Raw genomic sequence first — 18,943 nt, 5'->3', positions numbered from 1 at the left:
CGTATCCGTGAAGGAGTTCCCATGTCAGGAAGATTGGGCCGGGCGCTCGGCAGCGCACTGCTCGCCGTCGTGCTGGCGGCCGTTGCCATGCCGGGCGCCGCCGTGGCGGAGGAGCCGACGGGCAGGATCGCGTCGCTCGGCACGGACTGGGGCCAAACCGGCCCGTACGAGGTGAACGTCGACATCGGCGTCGTGCACACCTTCTACTACCCGCGTGACATGGGGCGGTCGGGAGAGCGGCACCCCGTGGTCATCTGGGGCAACGGCACCGGCGCCGTGCCGGGGATCTACAGCTCGCTGCTGCGGCACTGGGCGAGCCAGGGCTTCATCGTCGCCGCCGCCAACACCCCCACCTCGAACTTCGCCATCAGCATGCGGGCCGGGATCGACGTGCTGGAGAAGTGGAACGCGGACAGCGGCAGTCCGTTCCACGGCAAGGTGGACCTCGAACACATCGGCTCCGCCGGACACTCGCAGGGCGGCGCGGCAGCCATCAACGCCGCGATCGACCCGCGCGTCGACACCGCCGTCCCCATCCAGCCGGGCCCCCTCACCAGCCCGGACCTGATGGACGAGCCCGTCTTCTACCTGGCCGGCCAGCGGGACCTCACCGTGTGGCCCGCCCTGGTGAAGGCGCTCTACCGGGACTCCGGCCACGTCCCCGCCGTCTACGGCGAGGTCCGCGGCGCCGGACACCTCAGCTCCATCGGCGACGGCGGGGACTTCCGCGCCCCGACCACCGCCTGGCTGCGCTTCTGGCTGATGGGCGACGAGCAGGCCCGGGGCATGTTCTTCGGCCCCGGCTGCGGCTACTGCGTGGACGACGACCTCTTCTCCGGCTGGGACCGCAACTCCAAGGCGCTGCAGATCCCGGGCCCCTCGGCCTGACGCGCGTCACCGTGGAGTGAGCGAGGATGACGCCCGTCCCTCCCGGGCGGGCCTCATCCGGCGAGGAACTCCGCACACCGGTACGGCCCCAGTACCGCTCCCTCCGTCGGCCGCACGCTGACCTCGACGTCGTCCGCCTTGACCTTCGGGTCGAGGACGGACTGCGCGCGCGCCAGCGTGCACACCAGCTGCCCCGTGCCCTGGTCACGGCCCGACAGCGGGTACGTGCCCTCCATGTGGATCGTGACGCGCGCCCCCGACCCGCTCACCGTGTAGCCGCCGAGCTCCTGCACCAGGGACGTGAGCCCGTCGCGCTGCTCGGCGGGCCCGGGGCCCTGGGCGAGCAGCTTCACCACGGAGTTGAGGTCCTGCAGCCGCCGGTCCAGCAGCGGCACCCCGCGCAGACCGCTGTCGGACGCGTAGTACAGCCGCATCCCGCGCGTCAGCCCCGACGCGGGTTCGCCCGCTCCTATGACTCCGGTCGGCTGGACACCGCAGCCGACGAGGACGAGCCCCAGCAGCGCGACCGCGACTCCATGACGGACCTTCACTCCGAGTCCTCTCCGGTGGGCCGGTCGTCCGTGCGCCGGTCGTCGGTCGGTCGGTCGTCCGTCGGTCGGTCGTCCGTACGTCGCAGGGGCAGGCGCAGCGTGAACACCGCGCCGCCCTCCGGACCGGCGCCCGCGTCGATCGTGCCGCCGTGCAGCCGGGCGTTCTCCAGGGCGATCGCCGTGCCGAGGCCGCTGCCCTGCCCGCTGTCGTCGGCCGCGCCGCGCGTGCGGGCCGCGTCCGCCTTGTAGAAGCGGTCGAAGACCCGGTCCCCGGCACCCGGCGGCAACCCGGGACCGTGGTCGGCGACCTCCAGCGTCACCCACGCCCCGTCCGCCGCGACGCTCGTCCGGAGCGTCACGGTGACCGGCGGGGCCCCGTGCCGCAGCGCGTTCCCCACCAGGTTCGCCACGATCACGTCGACGCGGCGCCGGTCGACCCTCGCCCGTACGCCCTCGGCGAGGTCGGTCCGCACCCGGTCCGTCCAGCCGCGCAGCGCCAGCGACGCCCGTACGGCCTCGGCGAGATCCGTCTCTGCGGCGTTGAGCCGTACCGCCCCCGCGTCGAAGCGGGAGATCTCCATCAGGTCCTCGACGAGCCGGGACAGCCGGGCCGTCTCCGCGCCGACCGTACGGGCCGCGCGCGCCGCGTCCGGCGGCAGCTGGTCGGCGTCCTCCTCCAGCACCGTCGCCACCATCGTCATCGCCGCGAGGGGCGTGCGCAGCTCGTGCGACACGTCCGCCACGAAGCGCCGCGCCTTCGCCTCCTGCTCGCGCAGCTCCGCGTCGGATGCCTGGAGGGCGTCGGCGGTGTCGTTGAACGTCCGCGCCAGCTCGGCGAGTTCGTCGTGACCGGTGACGGCGACCCGGCTGCCGAGGTCGCCGGCCGCGAGTTCCCGTGTCGCCCGCCCCAGCTCCCGTACCGGACGAAGCACCGTCCGTGCGGCGAGCAGGGCCAGCACGGCGGCGAGGAGCACCACCGGCACCACCCCCGAACGCACCGAGTCCAGCAGCGCGGCGGTGTCGTCGCGCTCGGCCCGCAGGTCGGTGATCGAGAAGACCTCCAGGCCGGAGGTGCGGTGGTCCCCGTCGGCGTACGTCACCGGCATGCCGACGACCAGATAGGGCTCGCCCCGCCACGTCACCCGCTGGAAGAGCGCCTCGGACCCGGTGCGCACGGCGGTGCGCAGCCCGGTCCCGATCCGGCCCTCCGTGTCGGCGAGCGAGTCGGAGACGGCGACCAGGTCCTGATAGCGGGCGACCACGATACGGCCGCCGATGCCGTCCGAGACCTTCGCCGCGAACCGGGACAGGGAACGCTGGTCGGGCGGTACGTCGAAGTCGGCGGCGACCGCGGTGACCCGCTCCCGCAGGTCGTCCACGGCGGCGTTCTGGGTGCGCTGGAGCACGGCGGTCCGCGCGTCCCGGTAGGCGAGCGCGGTCGAGGTCACGGCGCTGAGGAGCGCGACGACGACGAAGGCGACGACGAGCCGTGTACGCAGCCCGCCGACGAGCCCGCCGACGAACCGGCCGCGCGGGCCGCCTCGCGACCGCCCGGACCGTCGGCTCACAGCGGCCCGAAGCGGTAGCCGAAGCCCCGCACCGTCTGCACGTACCGCGGCTTCGCCGGTACGTCCTCCAGCTTGGCCCGCAGCCGCCCGACCGCCGCGTCCACGATCCGGGAGTCGCCCAGGAAGGTGTGGTCCCAGACGGACGCGAGGAGCTGCTCGCGGCTGAACACCCGGCCGGGGGAGGCCGAGAGCTCGAGGAGGAGCCGCAGCTCCGTGGGCGGCAGTGCGATCCGGACCCCGCGCTTGGTGACGGTCAGCCCCGCGCGGTCGATGACCAGACCGGCGGGGTCCGTCTCCGCCCCGCGCACCGGACCGGAGGGTTCCGCCCGCCGCAGCGCGGCCCGGATACGGGCTTCGAGGACGGGTGCGGTGACCGGCTTGACCACGTAGTCGTCGGCGCCCGCCTCCAGGCCCGTCACGATGTCCCGGTCGTCGCCGCGCGCGGTCAGCATGATGACCGGCAGGGTGGCGGTCCTCGCACGGATCCGGCGGCACACCTCGAAGCCGTCGATGCCGGGCAGCATCAGGTCGAGCACGGCCAGCTCGACCCGCGCGCCGTCGGGGCCGTCCAGCAGGGCGAGCGCCTGCTCACCGGTGGCCGCCGTGTCGACGCCGTACCCGTGCCGGCGCAGCACGAGCTCCATTCCGTCCCGTACGGACGCGTCGTCCTCGATGAGCAGTACATGCGGCATGGGATCGATTATGAGCACGCCCAGGACTGATCCGGTGCCGGGGAAGGCAGCGGATTCGCAGGTCGGGGGCATTGTTACGTTCTCATCATGTGGCCATGGACAGGTCATCACGTGGCCTGGTGAGGGTGGGGCCATGAACCCCACGACGACCTCCCGTGCCACGGCCCGGCTCCGCCTCACCGTGCTCGCCGCCCTTCCCGTCCTCGTCCTCTCGGCTGCCTGCGGCGGCGCCGGCGACAGCGCCGGCGGTAAGGAGAAGAGCGACGAGATCGCCTCGGTGCCGGACACCCCGTCGGCCTCGCGACCGGGCGGCGGCAGCAGCACCGACGGCGGCAGCGACGGCAGTGCCCCGAGCACCGCGCCCGCCGGGAAGAGCGCCTTCTACGACGCCCAGGTGAAGTACGTCCACTGCATGCGCGTGAAGGGCGGCTACAAGGACTACCCGGACCCGAAGCTCAGCGGGCACCTCGACTGGACGAAGATCGAGGAGATCTCGTCCCGGCCCGGTCAGAACGAGGCCGCCAAGGGCGGCAAGAACGGCGTCTGCGCCCCCGAACTCCAGCGGGCCATGCTGGCCGAGCCCAAGCGCGACCAGCAGAAGGACTACGAGTCGATGCTCGCGCACGCCAAGTGCATGCGGGACAACGGCGTCTCACGCTTCACCAACCCGACCATGAGCGGCGGCAACGCCCAGCCGGGCGGCGACCCGAACCCGGCCTCGCCGACCATCGACACGAACTCGCCGGCGTACAAGCAGGCCCGCGAGGCGTGCGGGACGAAGCTCCTCGACGGTCTGGACGGCATGCAGTGAAGCGCCGCTCCGCCTTCCTCGTGCTCGGCGCGACGACCGTCGCCGCCGCGGTCACCGGGGGCGTCCTCGTCCTCGACCGGGGCGGGCAGGCCGACGCGTCCGGCAAGGGCGGCGATCTGCCGCCCGCCACCGCGACCGTCGTCCGCACCGACCTCGTACGCTCCAAGACGGTCGACGGCACGCTCGACTTCGCCCAGCGCCGCGTCGTCAAATCCGCCGTCGAGGGCACCGTCACCGTCGCCGCTCCGGAAGGCAGGACGCTGACCAGGGGAGAAGCCCTCTACGAGCTGAACGACAAGCCCGTCACCCTGCTCTACGGGCCGGTCCCCATGTTCCGCGAGATGAAGGCGGGCGACCGGGGCAGCGACGTCCTCCAACTGGAACGCAACCTCCGCGACCTGGGATGGGGAGCGCACCTGTACGTCGACGCGCGCTACGGCAAGGACACCGAGGCCGCCGTCAAGCAGTGGCAGAAGTCCCTGAACCGCGAACCGACCGGCAGGGTCGGCAAGGGCGACGTCGTCTTCCAGCCCGGCAAGGTCAAGGTGGTCTCCGCCGACGCGGCCCTCGCCGACCAGGTCGCCCCGAACGGCGCCGTCCTGACCGTCGCCTCCACCCAGCCCGTCGTACGGGCCCGGCTGGACCAGTCCGACGGGGCGCTCACCTCGCGCGGCACCAAGGTCGAGGTCACCCTGCCGAGCGGGAGGACCGTCGCCGGGCGGGTCGCCGGGACCGTACGCCCCGAGGAGACCGCGCCCGGCGGCGGTGGGGGAGCCCAGGACGGGATCACCGTCGAGGTCGTCCTGGACGGCGGGGCGAGCACCGCGAGCGGCGAGGACGCCAAGGCGTCGGCGAGCGTGAAGTTCGTCAGCGAGGCGCGCAAGGGCGTCCTCGCGGTCCCCGTCGAGGCGGTCGTCGCCCTGCGCGGCGAGAACGGCGGCTACGGCCTCCAGATCGTCCGGGGGACCGGTTCGACGACCGTGCGCGTCGAGACGGGCATGACCGCGGACGGACGCATCGAGGTCAGCGGCCCGGACCTGCGCGAAGGCCTGAAGGTCGGGGTGGCGGCGTCATGACACCGGCCCCGGTCATCGAACTGCGGGACGCCGGCAAGGCGTACCCCGGCGGCGTCCACGCCCTGCGCGCGGTGAACCTCACCGTCGAGGAGGGCGAACTGCTCGCCGTCGTCGGCCCGTCCGGCTCCGGCAAGTCCACGATGCTCAACGTCATGGGCACCCTCGACAAGCCCACCACGGGCACCGTCCGCGTCGCGGGATACGACGTGTCCGCGCTCTCCGACTCCCGGCTCTCCGCCCTGCGCGCCCGGCACATCGGCTTCGTGTTCCAGCACTTCCACCTGGCGGCGGGACGCGACGCGGTCGACAACGTCGCCGACGGGCTGCTGTACGCGGGCGTGCCGCTCAAGGAACGACGGACACGCGCGCGTGAAGCGCTCGCCCGGGTACGTCTCGACCACCGCGGCTCCCACACGCCGAACGAGCTCTCCGGCGGTGAGAAGCAGCGCGTGGCCATCGCCCGCGCCCTGGTGAAGGAGCCCCGTCTGCTGCTCGCGGACGAGCCGACCGGGGCGCTGGACACCGCGTCCGGCGAGATCGTCATGGAGCTGCTGCACGAGCTGAACGCGGCCGGCACCACGATCTGCGTGATCACCCACGACAACGAGATCGCGGGCTCACTGCCGCGCCGGGTGCGGTTCAAGGACGGCGAGATCGTCTCGGACACCCGCGGTCCGACGGGTGTGGAGGCCGGTTCATGAAGCGCGACCTCAAGCCCTCCCGCCTCGCTGCCCGCGACGTCCTCCGGGTCGGCGCGGTCGGCCTCCGCGCGCGCCGCGCCCGCGTGGTGCTCTCCGCGCTCGGCATCGCCATCGGCATCGCGACGATGGTCGCTGTCGTCGGCCTGTCCGAGTCGAGCCGCGCGGACCTCATGGCCCGGCTCGACCGCCTGGGCACCAACCTCCTCACCGCCGAGGCGGGAAAGGATGCCATGGGGCAGGAGATCAAGCTGCCCAAGAACGCCGTCGCGATGGTCGAACGCATCGGGCCCGTGCGGCACGCCACGGCCACCGGCGACGTCGACGCCCGTGTCCGCCGCAGCGACGTGGTCCCCGAGGAACGCACCGCGGGCGTCACCACCCAGGCCGCCGGCACCGACCTGCTGGTGGCGCTCGGCGGCGAGGTGGCGAAGGGGGTGTGGCTGGACCCGGCCCGCGAACGGCTCCCGGTGACGGTCCTGGGCGCGGTCGCCGCGGACCGCCTCGGCGTCACCCGCACCGGCGAGACGATCATGATGAACGACACACGCGTGGTCGTCGTCGGCATCCTCGCGCCGCTCGAACTGGTCCCCACCCTGGACCGGGTGGCCCTCGTCGGATTCCCTGCCGCCGAGCGCTGGTTCGGCTTCGACGGCCACCCCTCGACCGTCTTCGAGCGCTCCACGGACGCCTCGGTGGAGGACGTACGGGCGGTCCTGGCCCGCACCATCAGTCCCGGCGACGAGGGGGGCGTCAAGGTGTCCCGCCCCTCGGACGCCCTGGCCGCCAAGGCCGCCACCGACGAGGGCCTGACGACCCTGATGCTCGGCCTCGGAGCGGTGGCCCTGCTGGTCGGGGGCGTGGGCGTCGCGAACACCATGGTCATCTCCGTCCTGGAACGCCGTCAGGAGATCGGCCTGCGACGCTCGCTGGGCGCGACCCGCAACGCGATCCGGCTCCAGTTCCTGACGGAGTCGCTGCTCCTGTCGGCGCTGGGCGGGGTCACGGGCGGGCTCCTGGGGGCGGCGGCGACGTACGCCTTCGCCCGGGTCCAGGGCTGGACGGCGGTGGTCCCGCCCTGGTCGCTCGGCGGCGGCCTGGCCGCGACGCTCCTGATCGGCGTGATCGCGGGCCTCTACCCGGCGATCCGCGCCTCGCGACTGCACCCGACGGTGGCGCTGAACGCGAGCTGAACGCCGAAACGACGCCCCCGGCAGGCCGGACGAGCCGGTCTGCCGGGGGCGTCGGGAGAATCACGCCACGGTGATCAGGCGATGTCGAACCGGTCCAGCTCCATCACCTTGTCCCACGCCGACACGAAGTCGGTCACGAACTTCTCCTTCGCGTCGTCGCTCGCGTAGACCTCGGCCAGCGCGCGCAGCTCGCTGTTGGAGCCGAAGACCAGGTCGGCGCGGGTGCCCGTCCACTTGACGGCGCCGGTGGCGGCGTCGCGGCCCTCGAAGACGGTCGCGTCCTCGGACGTCGCCTTCCAGACCGTGCCCATGTCGAGCAGGTTGACGAAGAAGTCGTTCGTCAGGGAGCCCGGGGTGGTCGTGAGGACGCCGTGCTTCGACTCCTGGTGGTTCGCGCCCAGCACCCGGAGGCCGCCGACGAGGACCGTGAGCTCGGGGGCGCTCAGGGTGAGCAGGTTCGCCCGGTCGACGAGCAGGAACTCGGCCGGGAGACGGTTGCCCTTGCCGAGGTAGTTGCGGAAGCCGTCGGCCACCGGCTCGAGCGCGGCGAAGGACTCGACGTCGGTCTGGTCCTGTGCGGCGTCCACCCGGCCCGCCCGGAAGGGGACCTCGACCGCGACGCCGGCGTCCTTCGCGGCCTGCTCGACGCCCGCGGCGCCGGCCAGCACGATCAGGTCGGCGAGCGAGATCCGCTTGCCGCCGCTCTGCGCGCCGTTGAACGTCTCCCGGATGCTCTCCAGGGTGCGGAGCACCGTGGCGAGCTGGTCGGGGTTGTTGACCTCCCAGCCGCTCTGCGGCTGGAGACGGACGCGGGCGCCGTTGGCGCCGCCGCGCTTGTCGCTGCCGCGGAAGGACGAGGCCGAAGCCCAGGCGGTGGAGACCAGCTGGGAGACCGTGAGGTCCGAGGCGAGAACGCTGCTCTTGAGGGCGGCGACGTCCGAGGCGTCCACGAGCTCGTGGTCCACCGCGGGCAGCGGGTCCTGCCAGAGCAGGACCTCGGAGGGGACCTCCGGGCCGAGGTAGCGGACCACCGGGCCCATGTCACGGTGGGTGAGCTTGTACCAGGCGCGGGCGAAGGCGTCCGCGAACTGCTCGGGGTTCTCGTAGAAGCGCCGCGAGATCTGCTCGTACGCCGGGTCGAAGCGCAGCGACAGGTCGGTGGTGAGCATCGTCGGGAGGTGCTTCTTCGACGCGTCGTGCGCGTCGGGGATGATCGCCTCGGCGTTCTTCGCCACCCACTGGTTCGCGCCGGCCGGGCTCTGTGTGAGCTCGTACTCGTACTCGAAGAGGTGCTTGAAGAAGTCGTGGCCCCACTGCGCGGGAGTGGTGGTCCAGGTGACCTCGAGACCACTGGTGATCGAGTCGGCGCCCTTGCCGGTGCCGTACGCGTTGGCCCAGCCGAAGCCCTGCGCCTCGAGGGGCGCGGCCTCGGGGTCGTCGCCGACGTTCTCCGCGGGGCCGGCGCCGTGGGCCTTGCCGAAGGTGTGGCCACCGGCGATGAGGGCGACGGTCTCCTCGTCGTTCATCGCCATGCGGCGGAACGTCTCGCGGATGTCGCGGGCCGCGGCGACCGGGTCCGGGTTGCCGTTGGGGCCCTCGGGGTTGACGTAGATGAGGCCCATCTGGACCGCGCCGAGCGGGCTCTCCAGCTCGCGGTCACCGGTGTAGCGCTCGTCGCCGAGCCAGGTGGTCTCGGGGCCCCAGTAGACGTCCTCGTCGGCCTCCCACACGTCGGCGCGGCCGCCGGCGAAGCCGAAGGTCTCGAAGCCCATCGTCTCCAGGGCGACGTTGCCGGTGAGGATCATCAGGTCGGCCCAGGAGATGTTCTGGCCGTACTTCTTCTTGACCGGCCACAGCAGACGGCGGGCCTTGTCCAGGTTGCCGTTGTCCGGCCAGCTGTTGAGCGGCGCGAAGCGCTGCTGGCCCGCGCCGGCGCCCCCGCGGCCGTCGCTGATGCGGTACGTGCCGGCGCTGTGCCAGGCCATCCGGATCATGAGCGGGCCGTAGTGGCCGAAGTCGGCGGGCCACCAGTCCTGCGAGGTGGTGAGCACCTCGGCGATGTCCCGCTTCACGGCGGCGAGGTCGAGGGAGTTGAACGCCTCGGCGTAGTCGAACTCCGCGCCGAGCGGGTTCCCCACGACGGGGTTCGTGGCGAGGATCTTCAGGTTGAGCCGGTTCGGCCACCACTGGCGGTTGCCGCCGCCCTGGGTCGGGTGCGCGGCGCGGGTGTGCGCGACGGGGCAGCCGCCGCCCTCCGCCTTCGCGTCTCCGACGATTGCTTCATGGTTCTCAGACATGCGGAATCCTTCCGGACCTGGCGGATCACGGTGCTCAGGAAGTGTGACGACACGCGCGGGATGGTCCGTCACGTCGCCGTCTCCCGCCACGGTGGAGGCTTCCTGTCCCTTGGCCATCAACAGAACAGATCCTACGATGGACCTAGTCCAAGTCAAGAACCCCGCCAAACACTGTCCGACGGCTGGCGCGCCGAAGAGGTGAGTAGACATGAGTGACCTGCTCGAGCGACTGCGAGCACGAGGCTGGCGGATGACGTCCCAGCGGCGTGTCGTCGCGGAGGTCCTGGCCGGCGACCACGTACATCTCACCGCGGACGAGGTGCACGCCCGGGCCGTGGCCCGGCTGCCGGAGATCGCGCGGGCGACGGTCTACAACACGCTGGGCGAGCTGGTCGCCCTGGGGGAGGTGGTGGAGCTCTCCACGGACGGGCGGGCGAAGCGCTACGACCCGAACGCGCACCGCCCGCACCAGCATCTGGTCTGCTCGGACTGCGGCATCATCCGCGATGTCCATCCGACCGGTGACCCGCTGGCCGTCCTGCCGCCCGGGGAGCGGTTCGGCTTCAGCGTGTCGAAGGCCGACGTGACGTACCGGGGTCTCTGTCCGGCCTGCTCCTGACGCGCTGGTGCGACGAGAACGCAGAGGAGCCCCTCCGCCGGTGTCCGGCGGAGGGGCTCCTCTGACTTCGGGGACTACTTCAGGACCGAGAGGGCCTCGTCGTAGACGGGCTCGTCGGCGATCTCGCCCACGAGCTGCGCGTGCAGGACGGTGTCGTTCTCGTCGAGGACGACGACGGCGCGCGCGGTCAGACCGGCCAGCGGGCCGTCCGCGATCTCCACGCCGTAGTTGGTGTGGAACTCACGGCCGCGGAGCGTCGAGAGGTTCTTGACGTTCTCCAGACCCTCGGCGCCGCAGAAGCGGGCCTGGGCGAAGGGCAGGTCGGCGGAGATGCAGAGCACCACGGTGTTGTCCAGCTGGCCGGCCTTCTCGTTGAAGGCGCGGACGGAGGAGGCGCACGTGGGGGTGTCGACGCTCGGGAAGATGTTGAGGATCTTGCGCTGGCCCGCGAAGTCCTTCAGCGACTTGTCGGCCAGACCCTCGGCGACGAGCGTGAAGTCGGGAGCCTGGCTCCCGGGGGTCGGCAGGGCGCCGTTGACCTGGACGGGGCTGCCCTTCAGCGTGACCTGGGCCATGGGAGATCTCCTTCGGACGGTGTGAGTGGCAACGCGGAAGATCGTACGGCGTGCGGACCTTGAGCAACGACTCGGGCCGCCGGGACGACCCGCAGGGCGGACCGTGAGGGTGAACAGCTGGCTGTTCACATACGTAAACGCTCATGCTCCTCTGGAAGGCCTCGTCGGTGCCTGACCTAGCGATCCTCGGTCGATATCCGCTGAACCGCAAAGCTTGACGCCACTGGTTCAGACCTTTAGGTTCCCGACTCGACAGCCGTCCCCCGTTCACATACATGAAGAAGGGGTAACTCCTTGTCCAGATGGCGCGATGAATCCCGCACGGCACGCACCCGAAGGCATTCGCTGTTCGCCGCACCCCTGCTCCTCGTCACCCTCCTCGCCACGCTGCTCGCCGGTCCCGCCGGCGGCCGCGCCGAGGCGGCCCCCGCGACCTTCGTCCACCCCGGCGTCCTGGTCTCCCGGGGCCAGCTCGACTTCACCCGGGAGCAGGTCAACGCCGGGGCGCAGCCCTGGAAGGGCGCCTTCGACCAGATGATGGCGAGCAAGTACGCCTCGCTGTCCCGCGTCCCCAAGCCCCGCTCGGTGGTGGAGTGCGGCTCCTACTCGAACCCGAACCTCGGCTGCACCGACGAGCGCGAGGACGCCATCGCCGCGTACACGCTCTCCCTCGCCTGGTACATCACGCGCGACGGCCGGTACGCCCAGAAGGCGATCGAGATCATGGACGCCTGGTCCGCGGTGATCACGGACCACACCAACTCCAACGCGCCCCTGCAGACCGGCTGGGCCGGCTCCTCCTGGCCGCGCGCCGCCGAGATCATCCGCTACACCTCGACCGCCTGGCCGCAGGCCCGCGTCGACCGCTTCAAGACGATGCTGCGTACGGTCTACCTCCCCGAGGTGACGAACGGCTCCCACTCCAACGGCAACTGGGAGCTCAGCATGACCGAGGCGGCGATCGGCATCGCCGTCTTCCTGGAGGACCGCGCCGCCTACGACAAGGCCGTGGCCAAGTTCCGCGGCCGGGTCCCCGCGTACATCTACCTCGCGAGCGACGGCGCCCTCCCCAAGGCGGCGCCCGGCAGCGGCCTCGACACCCGTGACGAGCTCGTCCGGTACTGGCAGGGGCAGACCACCTTCGTCGACGGGCTCACGCAGGAGACCTGCCGCGACCTCACCCACACCGGATACGGCCTGGCCGCGATCTCGAACATCGCCGAGACGAGCCGCATCCAGGGCCAGGACCTCTACCCCGAGGTCGCCGACCGGCTGCGCCACGCCCTCGGCCTCCAGGCCAAGTACGAACTCGGCGAGCCGGTCCCCAGCTGGCTCTGCGGCGGCACCCTCCGCGACCACCTCGGACCGGTCACCGAGGTCGGCTTCAACGCCCTTCACCACCGCATGGGGTACGGGATGACGAACACGCAGCGGCTCACCGAGGCCAACCGTCCGGCGGGCACGAACAACCTCTTCGTCGCCTGGGGGACCCTGACCCACGCCGCCAACCCCCGCTGACCACACCCCGAGCACGCCCCGAGTACCCGCGTCCGTCTCCGAGCACGGCACACAGCCACTCGACGGGCGCGGGACATGCGACAGTACTCCGACGGAGCCGGGGGGCTCCGCGAGTGAGCGCGGGCCGATCTGACACGACGCCACCGGAGCCGAACCGCCGAGGAGCAGAACATGGCCCGCCTCCGTCACGCTGCCGCGCCCGGCGGGACTCCCGCCAGGGAGGCCTCGGATCTCGACAGCGTGAGGGGCTGGTGGAAGACGCTCGGCGGCGACGGGTTCGTGGTGCTTCCGCCGCCGACCCGCAGTCGCTACACCCAGTCCGACGGGCACGAGGACGCCGCCGAGCTGTGCGCCGTACGCGGGCTCGCCACCGGCACCTCCTTCGCGTACTGGCACTGGCAGGCGCATCAGGCCTTCGACCGCTCCGGCGCGCTGAAGAGCGAGCTGATGCTGTACTGGGGCGGTGACCACGCGGCCGTCGCCGCCGGCCTCGGGGCCGGCCCGGCAGGCTTCCGGGTCGTCGACGGAGGCCCCCAGGGCGCCTTCCGGCTGGACCGGGTGACAACCCGGGACGGTGCGGGACTGCCCGACCCGACGGACCCGGCCGGGGTACGCCAGTTCCTCGCCGCGCTCGACGAACCGGTCGACCGCACCCGACTGCCCTTCGTCCACCGGCCGCTGACCGCCGCCGAGGCCGCGTGGCTGCACGACCGGCTGCGTGACCCCCTGGACCCGTCCGCCACCGCGCGCTTCGTGGTCTCCCTGGAGCGGCGGGACGCCCTCACCGCCGAGGAGACGCGACGGCTCCTCGACGCGTGGAGGGAGCGGTACGCCGACCGGCTCGCCGACTGGGACGCGTGGCGCGCGGTGCTCCACGCGCTGTTGCGTCACCACCATGAAGAGGCCTGGGATGTCGTCGCCTCCCTCGGCGCCCGGGCGGCGGACGTCCTCGGCGAGGTGCCGTCCGAGCGCGGCCTCGCCGTCCTGCGGGAGCTCGCCGTCCCGGCGGAGCTCGCCGTCCTCGGGGGTCCCGGGCGCGCCGGCGACCGCGCCACGATCACGGCGTGGCTGACGGCGCACCGGGCGGTCCGCGAACCCGACCCCGTAAGGGCCGCGGCCGAGCTGGCCGCCGAACTGGGCGCGCACGGCACCTCGGAGGCGGCGATGCGCGCCCTCGCGATCGCCCTCACCGGCGCCGTCACGGCCGACCGGCGGCGTGCGACCGGGGCCGACTACCCGACCGGCCGCCTCTTCCGCGCTCTCGCGGCGGTCCGGTTCAGCACGGACGAACGGCTCCCGCGCGCCCTGCGCGTGGCCATCGCCGGGCTCGCGCGGGACGACGTCGACCACGTCCGCGAGGAGGCCGTCCGGCTCGGCCCCGCGTACACCGACGCCACCGGCACCGACACCGCCGAAGCACTGGCCGCAGTCGACCGGTACGAGGCCGCCCGCGACGAGCTGCTCGCCGGAACGGGCCCCGACCTCACCCTCGGCGAGGGCATTCTGTGCCGCGACTGGCACCGCTACCGGACCCTCGCCGACGCCGACGTCCGGTGGCTGCGGGCCCAGGTCGCCGACCCCGGCACCGGCGTCCAGGGACTCGCGTACTGCCTCGAACTCCTCCTCGCCCACGGCGCGGCCACCGAGGCCGAGGTCGAGGCGCTGCTGCCCCGCTGGAAGAAGGAGCTCACCAAGCGGTACCGGACCACGTACACCGAATGGCGCCACCCGCTCGTCACGCTCACCTGCCTGGCCCTCGACCTGGACCACCCGGCCGCCGCCGCACTGTCCGCCTGGTGGAACAAGCCCACACCCGTATGGAAGAACGACCTCCGCCTGCTCACCCACCTCGGCGCTCCCGATGAGACGAAGGCCGCCGAACTGTGGGACTTCGTCACCTCCGGCGCCCACGACGTCGGCCAGCTCATGACCTGGGTCCTGATCCGGGCCCGGCTCGACGGGGAGGCCCCACTGCTCGTCGCCGACCGGCTGCTGGGCACACCGGGCATCCGCGCCCACGACCTGGAGCGGGTCCTGATCGGCGTCGCCGACCCCGCGCAGCCCCTGTGGTACTACTCCGCCGACCCGCGCCGCCGGGACTGGTGGCGGCGCGCGCAGGACGTCGCGGATCATCCCGGACTGTCCGCGGAGGCCCGCGCGATCGGTCTGCGCGCGGCCCGCGACCACCACCTGATCCGCTACCCCGACGAGCTGCGCCCCGCCCCGACCGAGGCCGAACTCACGGCGGCGCGAGCCTGGATCGCCGCGCACGCCGCGGACTGACGGGCCGTCGTCAGGACACGGACCTGCCGAAGAACTCCAGCTCCGCGACGGCCACCTGCTTGCGCGGGTCGGCGCGCCACGCCGTGCGCAGCACGAGGCGGACCGACAGGGCGTCGCGCACCCGCAGGTCGACGCGCTGGGTACCGCCGTCGTTGATCAGGTGGTGCGAGACGCGCGTCTCTCCCGAGGCGTCCTTGACCACGAGGTCGAAGGTGCGCGGGGTCGCCTGCCCGTCCGCCTGCGTGGTGTTCTTCGCGCTTCCCGGGGTGATCAGCACGGACAGCAGATCCGTCGGTTCGGCGAATCCGGCCTCCAGATACTGGCCCGCCGAGTCGCCCGCGTATCCCGTGCCCCACCAGGTGTTGGAGTACCCGTCGCCCGCCAGCTTCGGGTCCTGCTTCGGCGCGGAGTGGGAGGCCGCCCAGCTGACCGGGTGCACCGGGACACGGGTGGCGAAGTGGTCCTGGACCGCGCGCGCGGCGGGCGGGCCGCCGACGACACCGCCCACGACCACGGCGACGACCGCCGTCGCGATCAGCGCGCGGACCATCCAGCGGCCCCGGTCACGGGTGAGCCCAGGCCGCCGGCCCGCGTACGGGCCCTCGGCCGTGGAGAGCCGCTCGGGGACCATGGGCGTCGCGCAGTACCGGCAGAAGTGACGGCCCGGAGTGTTCGCGAGCCGACAGGCCGGGCACGGGGTGCCGCCCTCGACGGGGGCGGGCGCGTCCGCCGCCCGCTGCGCGGGCCGAGCGGCCTCGGGGCGCGCGGGGAGCACGGGAGCGGCGACGGCCGGCTCCGCGGGCCTGTTCCCCGGGACGGGGACGAGGAGCGAGCGTACGACGGTGTCCGAACGCTCCTCGGACGCCGGGCTCGCCTCGGCCGCAGGAGCCGGGGCGGGGGCCGTGGTCGTGTCCGGGGTCACGGCGGGCAGCGGGGTCGTGATCTCCTCCGAGCGGGCGGCGGGCCTGACGTCCGGGCTGTCCGGGGCCGGGGCGCTCTCGTCGGGGCGCGCCGGGGACTCGTCCCGCGGGGCGGTGACCGTTTCCTCCTGATCGGCGGCTACGTCCGGCGTCGCCGCGGGGGCGTCCCAGCGCAGGAACGCCCCGCAGCTGTCGCAGAACGACTGGTCCGCCGCGCGGACCGGGCTCGCGCAGTCCGGGCAGGGGCGGGACAGGGGCGCGTCACTCATGGGGTCAGGCTCCTTCGGAAGAACGGGAAGTGGTCACCGAGACCGTGAACGGCAGGTGCGCGGGGCGGGCCGCGCCCACGACCGCGCGCAGTCGGTGCGGGTCCACGGCGGCCGGGTCGGCGACCCGGAGGACGACGTGCAGCCCCGCAGCGGGCGTCCCGGGGAACGGGCCGAGCGGGCGGGCCGACCAGCTCGCACCACCGCTCTCGGAGATCTCCGGCGGGACGCCGAAGGCCAGCCGGACCGCCGCCGCGAGCCCCTGCCGGGTGCCCCGGACCCGGTGCAGCGCCACGGCGGAGGCGACCGCGTGACGGCGCAGCGGAAGCGGCTCCGTGCCGTCCAGCTCCGCGCCGACCCAGGTCGCGAGGTAGTCCACGAAGTCGGCCGGGGCGAGCGCGGGCGAGAAGTACGCCTCCAGCGAGTCCAGGACGTTGAAGAGCGGGGCGAGGACCACGTCGAGGCCCGCCACGAACCGCTGCCCGAAGTCGTCCTCGGCGTACACGGCGGGCAGCGCCGCCCCCAGCGGGTACGGGGTCGCGAGCCCCGGCACCGTGCCCCGCGCGGACCCGCTCACCGCGCCTCGATGACACGCACGCGGTGGTCGAACGGGAAGAGCAGCGCGGACGGCGCCAGCTCGATCCGGTCCGTCGTGTCGCCCCGCCGGCCCGTCAGCGGATCGGCCGGGTGCAGCAGGACTTCGTCCACCAGCTCCACGCCCGGCACCCGCTGGAGCGCCGCGAAGACCTCACCGGCCCGCAGCGGGCGCCCGAACGGCCAGCCCTCGCCGTGCGCCCCGCCCGTCAGCGGGTCCAGGTACGCGTACAGCACGTCCAGCGCCTCGGCCCGTACGCGCTCCGCCTCGGCCGCCCGGAAGGAGTGCAGCGTCGCCACCACCGTCACCCCCTGGTAGAACGGCGGCCCCACCGCGAGCCGGGTACCCAGCGGGCGCCGCTCGTCCAGGAATCCGGTGACCCGCGACAGCAGCTCGTCACCCGGCACGAGCTGCTCGAACCGAAGGCGTCCGCCCCGGTCCGGCACCGCCTGCGGGACCACCAGGACCCGGACCGCGTTCTCGCCCGCCTCCGCGGTGTCCGCCGCCAGGCAGGCGATCCGCGCCGCCTCGGGCGCGGCCCGCCGTGCCAGCTCCTCGTAGTCGCGGGCGGTGACGGCCCGCTCCTGCGCCCGCAGCGTGATGGGTGCGCGGGCCTTGGCCTCCTCGACGGTCTCCCCGTCGACCCCGCCACGCGCCGCCTCGCGGTTCTCGACCCGCGCGATGTACGGGATGGAGCTGCGGAGCACGGTGATCGTGGAGCGGGCCACATTGCCCGCCCGGCCGCCCCCGGTGCCGTACCGGGCCGCGCGGATCGCGGCGCCCTTCGGCGGTACCGCCCCGAACTGCCGCAAGGTGCCGTCCGGTTGGCGGACGCACGGCCCGAAGGCGATCTCGCCGGTCGTCGCGTCCAGCGTGTAGTGCCGGTCGGCGGGGCGCGAGGACGCGAAGTCGCGGACGGCCGTCCACTCCTCCCAGCCGCCCTCGGGGTCGTCGTCGTCCAGACCACTGCCGCCCGCCCGCTCCGCGACCTGGAGGAGGAGCGGCGGCCGGTCCACGACCGGCGCGTGCGCCAGCCGTACCCGCTGCCCGGGTACGCCCTCCGACTCGCCCAGCTGCTCGCTCCGCACGGTCTCGGCATGGGCCGCACGGACCGTGCCACCGATGGTGAAGGCGCCCGCGGCCCGCACGGTCGGCGACTCGCTGTAGGACGGCAGTCCCTCGGCGGCGTCCACGACCCGGCAGCGCACCCAGCCCGCCGCGTGCCCGCCGAGCCGCGAGACCGCGTGCCCCGACGGCATGTGCAGCACCACCTCGCCCGGCCGGTTGAGCCCGCCCGTGGAGTCCTCGTCGACCTCGCACACCGTCCATCCCTCGGCCGCCGACCACGCCTCCCACACGAGCGGAGGCCGGCGCGGATCCACACCGACGCCGTCGACACGGCTGTCCAGGTCGAGGACGAGCACGCAGTCCGGCACGGCCGCCGAGAGCCCCAGGAGCAGCAGATCGCCGACGCGCGGCAGAGGAGAGAACGCGGCGACGTCCTCGCCGCCCCGGAGGTCCTGCGAGCGGTCCTCCGGCGAGCCGCCGGCCTCCTGCCGCAGCAGATGGGTCAACTCGCAGGGCACGACGGTCAGATCGGCCTGCGTCGCGAAGACGACGGCCTCCTCGGTCTCCGTGCGCCCGGTGGAGACCTCCGTGCCGGCGGGCAGCAGCACCGGCTCGGGCTGCGGCGCGGAGAGCCGGAAGGTGATCTCGGCGCGTGCGGCGGCGGGCGGGAACAGCGTGACGCCGAGGAGGTCCAGGAAGGCCAGATGGTTCTTCTCCGGCACCCGGTTGAGCCGGTAGACGAGCTGGTCCGCCATGTGCGCGACGGCCTCCACCAGGGTCACGCCCGGGTCCGAGACGTTGTGGTCGGTCCACTCGGGGCACGCCTGCTGGATGTAGCGCTTGGCGTCGTCGACGAACTGCTGAAAGCGCCGGTCGTCGAGATGGGGTGCGGGCAGGGCCATGGGTGGCTCTTTCAGTCCTCGGAGGGGATGACGTAGAAGGGGAAGACGAGATTGCGCGGGTTGTTGGCACCGCGTACCCGGTAACGGACGTCGATGTACAGCGTGGTCGGGTCCGTGGGCGCGGGGGCGACCGTGACGTCCTCCACCTCGATGCGCGGCTCCCAGCGGTCGAGCGAGGACATCACCTCGTACCGGACCCGGCCCATCGTGGCGTCGTTGACCGGGGAGAACACCAACTCGTGCACCGCGCAGCCGAATTCGGGCCGCATCGGCCGCTCGCCCGGCGCCGTGGCGAGCACCAGGCGCATGGACTCCTCGATCTCGCGATCGCGCCGGACGAGCGCGATGGAGCCGCTCGGACCGGTGCGCAGGGGGAAGGCCCAGCCCGCGCCGACGAAGTGCTCACTCATGGGTCGGTCCTCC

The 18,943-nt window shown here is 73.1% G+C and carries 17 protein-coding genes; 8 read left to right on the top strand and 9 right to left on the bottom strand.

What is annotated here, in order from left to right; all coding sequences use genetic code 11:
* Window positions 1–21: 21 nt before the first annotated feature.
* Entirely contained in the window at window positions 22–888 is an 867-nt protein-coding gene (locus tag SGA01_RS07430) for a poly(ethylene terephthalate) hydrolase family protein (protein WP_141294527.1), read from the top strand.
* 53 nt (window positions 889–941) lie between these two features.
* On the opposite strand, the gene SGA01_RS07425 is transcribed toward SGA01_RS07430, so the two are convergent.
* From SGA01_RS07425 to SGA01_RS07415, 3 genes are read right to left on the bottom strand one after another with little or no spacing between them, the layout of a single operon-like run.
* The gene (locus tag SGA01_RS07425) at window positions 942–1,439 is read right to left on the bottom strand and encodes a GerMN domain-containing protein (RefSeq protein WP_141294525.1); all 498 of its coding nucleotides are present in this window, start codon (window positions 1,437–1,439) and stop codon (window positions 942–944) included.
* Window positions 1,436–3,007, bottom strand: coding sequence for an ATP-binding protein (locus tag SGA01_RS07420; RefSeq protein ID WP_229918276.1), 1,572 nt, complete (start codon window positions 3,005–3,007; stop codon window positions 1,436–1,438). The genes SGA01_RS07425 and SGA01_RS07420 overlap by 4 nt, the downstream gene beginning before the upstream one ends.
* A complete protein-coding gene (locus SGA01_RS07415) occupies window positions 3,004–3,699 on the bottom strand; it encodes a response regulator transcription factor (protein ID WP_055639595.1) in 696 nt (231 codons plus the stop codon). The genes SGA01_RS07420 and SGA01_RS07415 overlap by 4 nt, the downstream gene beginning before the upstream one ends.
* A 133-nt stretch (window positions 3,700–3,832) precedes the next feature.
* Here SGA01_RS07415 and SGA01_RS07410 point away from each other — a divergent pair, with 133 nt between their 5' ends.
* The 4 genes from SGA01_RS07410 to SGA01_RS07395 are packed head-to-tail and all read left to right on the top strand — an operon-like array spanning window position 3,833 to window position 7,477.
* Window positions 3,833–4,510 (top strand): hypothetical protein, encoded by a 678-nt coding sequence (locus tag SGA01_RS07410; RefSeq protein ID WP_141294523.1) that lies wholly within the window; start codon window positions 3,833–3,835, stop codon window positions 4,508–4,510.
* On the top strand, window positions 4,507–5,586 hold the full coding sequence (locus tag SGA01_RS07405) for a peptidoglycan-binding protein (protein WP_141294521.1): 1,080 nt from the start codon (window positions 4,507–4,509) through the stop codon (window positions 5,584–5,586). The genes SGA01_RS07410 and SGA01_RS07405 overlap by 4 nt, the downstream gene beginning before the upstream one ends.
* Window positions 5,583–6,287, top strand: a complete 705-nt coding sequence (locus tag SGA01_RS07400) for an ABC transporter ATP-binding protein (RefSeq protein WP_141294519.1) — start codon at window positions 5,583–5,585, stop codon at window positions 6,285–6,287. The genes SGA01_RS07405 and SGA01_RS07400 overlap by 4 nt, the downstream gene beginning before the upstream one ends.
* Complete coding sequence (locus SGA01_RS07395) at window positions 6,284–7,477, top strand: ABC transporter permease (protein ID WP_141294517.1); 1,194 nt, start codon at window positions 6,284–6,286, stop codon at window positions 7,475–7,477. The genes SGA01_RS07400 and SGA01_RS07395 overlap by 4 nt, the downstream gene beginning before the upstream one ends.
* Window positions 7,478–7,551: 74 nt before the next feature.
* Here SGA01_RS07395 and katG read toward each other — a convergent pair whose 3' ends face one another.
* Window positions 7,552–9,774, bottom strand: coding sequence for a catalase/peroxidase HPI (katG, locus tag SGA01_RS07390; protein WP_141294515.1), 2,223 nt, complete (start codon window positions 9,772–9,774; stop codon window positions 7,552–7,554).
* A 208-nt stretch (window positions 9,775–9,982) separates the two neighbouring features.
* On the opposite strand from katG, the gene SGA01_RS07385 reads away from it, so the two are divergent.
* Window positions 9,983–10,393 carry a Fur family transcriptional regulator gene (locus SGA01_RS07385; protein WP_055639589.1) on the top strand — a complete coding sequence of 137 codons (411 nt, stop codon included), beginning with the start codon at window positions 9,983–9,985 and terminating at the stop codon, window positions 10,391–10,393.
* A gap of 74 nt (window positions 10,394–10,467) precedes the next feature.
* On the opposite strand, the gene tpx is transcribed toward SGA01_RS07385, so the two are convergent.
* On the bottom strand, window positions 10,468–10,968 hold the full coding sequence (gene tpx, locus SGA01_RS07380) for a thiol peroxidase (RefSeq protein WP_141294513.1): 501 nt from the start codon (window positions 10,966–10,968) through the stop codon (window positions 10,468–10,470).
* Window positions 10,969–11,313: 345 nt separating this feature from the next.
* Between tpx and SGA01_RS07375 the strand changes: the two genes are divergently transcribed.
* Together SGA01_RS07375 and SGA01_RS07370 are read left to right on the top strand one after the other, a co-directional pair.
* On the top strand, window positions 11,314–12,486 hold the full coding sequence (locus SGA01_RS07375) for an alginate lyase family protein (protein ID WP_055645785.1): 1,173 nt from the start codon (window positions 11,314–11,316) through the stop codon (window positions 12,484–12,486).
* Between the two features lie 171 nt (window positions 12,487–12,657).
* Complete coding sequence (locus tag SGA01_RS07370) at window positions 12,658–14,769, top strand: hypothetical protein (RefSeq protein WP_141294509.1); 2,112 nt, start codon at window positions 12,658–12,660, stop codon at window positions 14,767–14,769.
* Window positions 14,770–14,779: 10 nt separating this feature from the next.
* Here the strand turns inward: SGA01_RS07370 and SGA01_RS07365 are convergent, their stop codons facing one another.
* The 4 genes from SGA01_RS07365 to SGA01_RS07350 are packed head-to-tail and all read right to left on the bottom strand — an operon-like array spanning window position 14,780 to window position 18,930.
* Window positions 14,780–15,958 (bottom strand): NADase-type glycan-binding domain-containing protein, encoded by a 1,179-nt coding sequence (locus SGA01_RS07365; protein WP_141294507.1) that lies wholly within the window; start codon window positions 15,956–15,958, stop codon window positions 14,780–14,782.
* Between the two features lie 4 nt (window positions 15,959–15,962).
* Complete coding sequence (locus tag SGA01_RS07360) at window positions 15,963–16,532, bottom strand: phage tail protein (RefSeq protein ID WP_141294505.1); 570 nt, start codon at window positions 16,530–16,532, stop codon at window positions 15,963–15,965.
* Entirely contained in the window at window positions 16,529–18,520 is a 1,992-nt protein-coding gene (locus SGA01_RS07355) for a putative baseplate assembly protein (RefSeq protein ID WP_141294503.1), read from the bottom strand. Before SGA01_RS07355 ends, SGA01_RS07360 begins: the two co-directional genes overlap by 4 nt.
* Before the next feature lie 11 nt (window positions 18,521–18,531).
* A complete protein-coding gene (locus tag SGA01_RS07350) occupies window positions 18,532–18,930 on the bottom strand; it encodes a GPW/gp25 family protein (RefSeq protein ID WP_024759521.1) in 399 nt (132 codons plus the stop codon).
* Window positions 18,931–18,943 lie beyond the last annotated feature (13 nt).

Source organism: Streptomyces gardneri (assembly GCF_006539185.1).
Taxonomy (GTDB): domain Bacteria; phylum Actinomycetota; class Actinomycetes; order Streptomycetales; family Streptomycetaceae; genus Streptomyces; species Streptomyces gardneri.
This window is presented reverse-complemented; position numbering and strand designations above follow the sequence as displayed.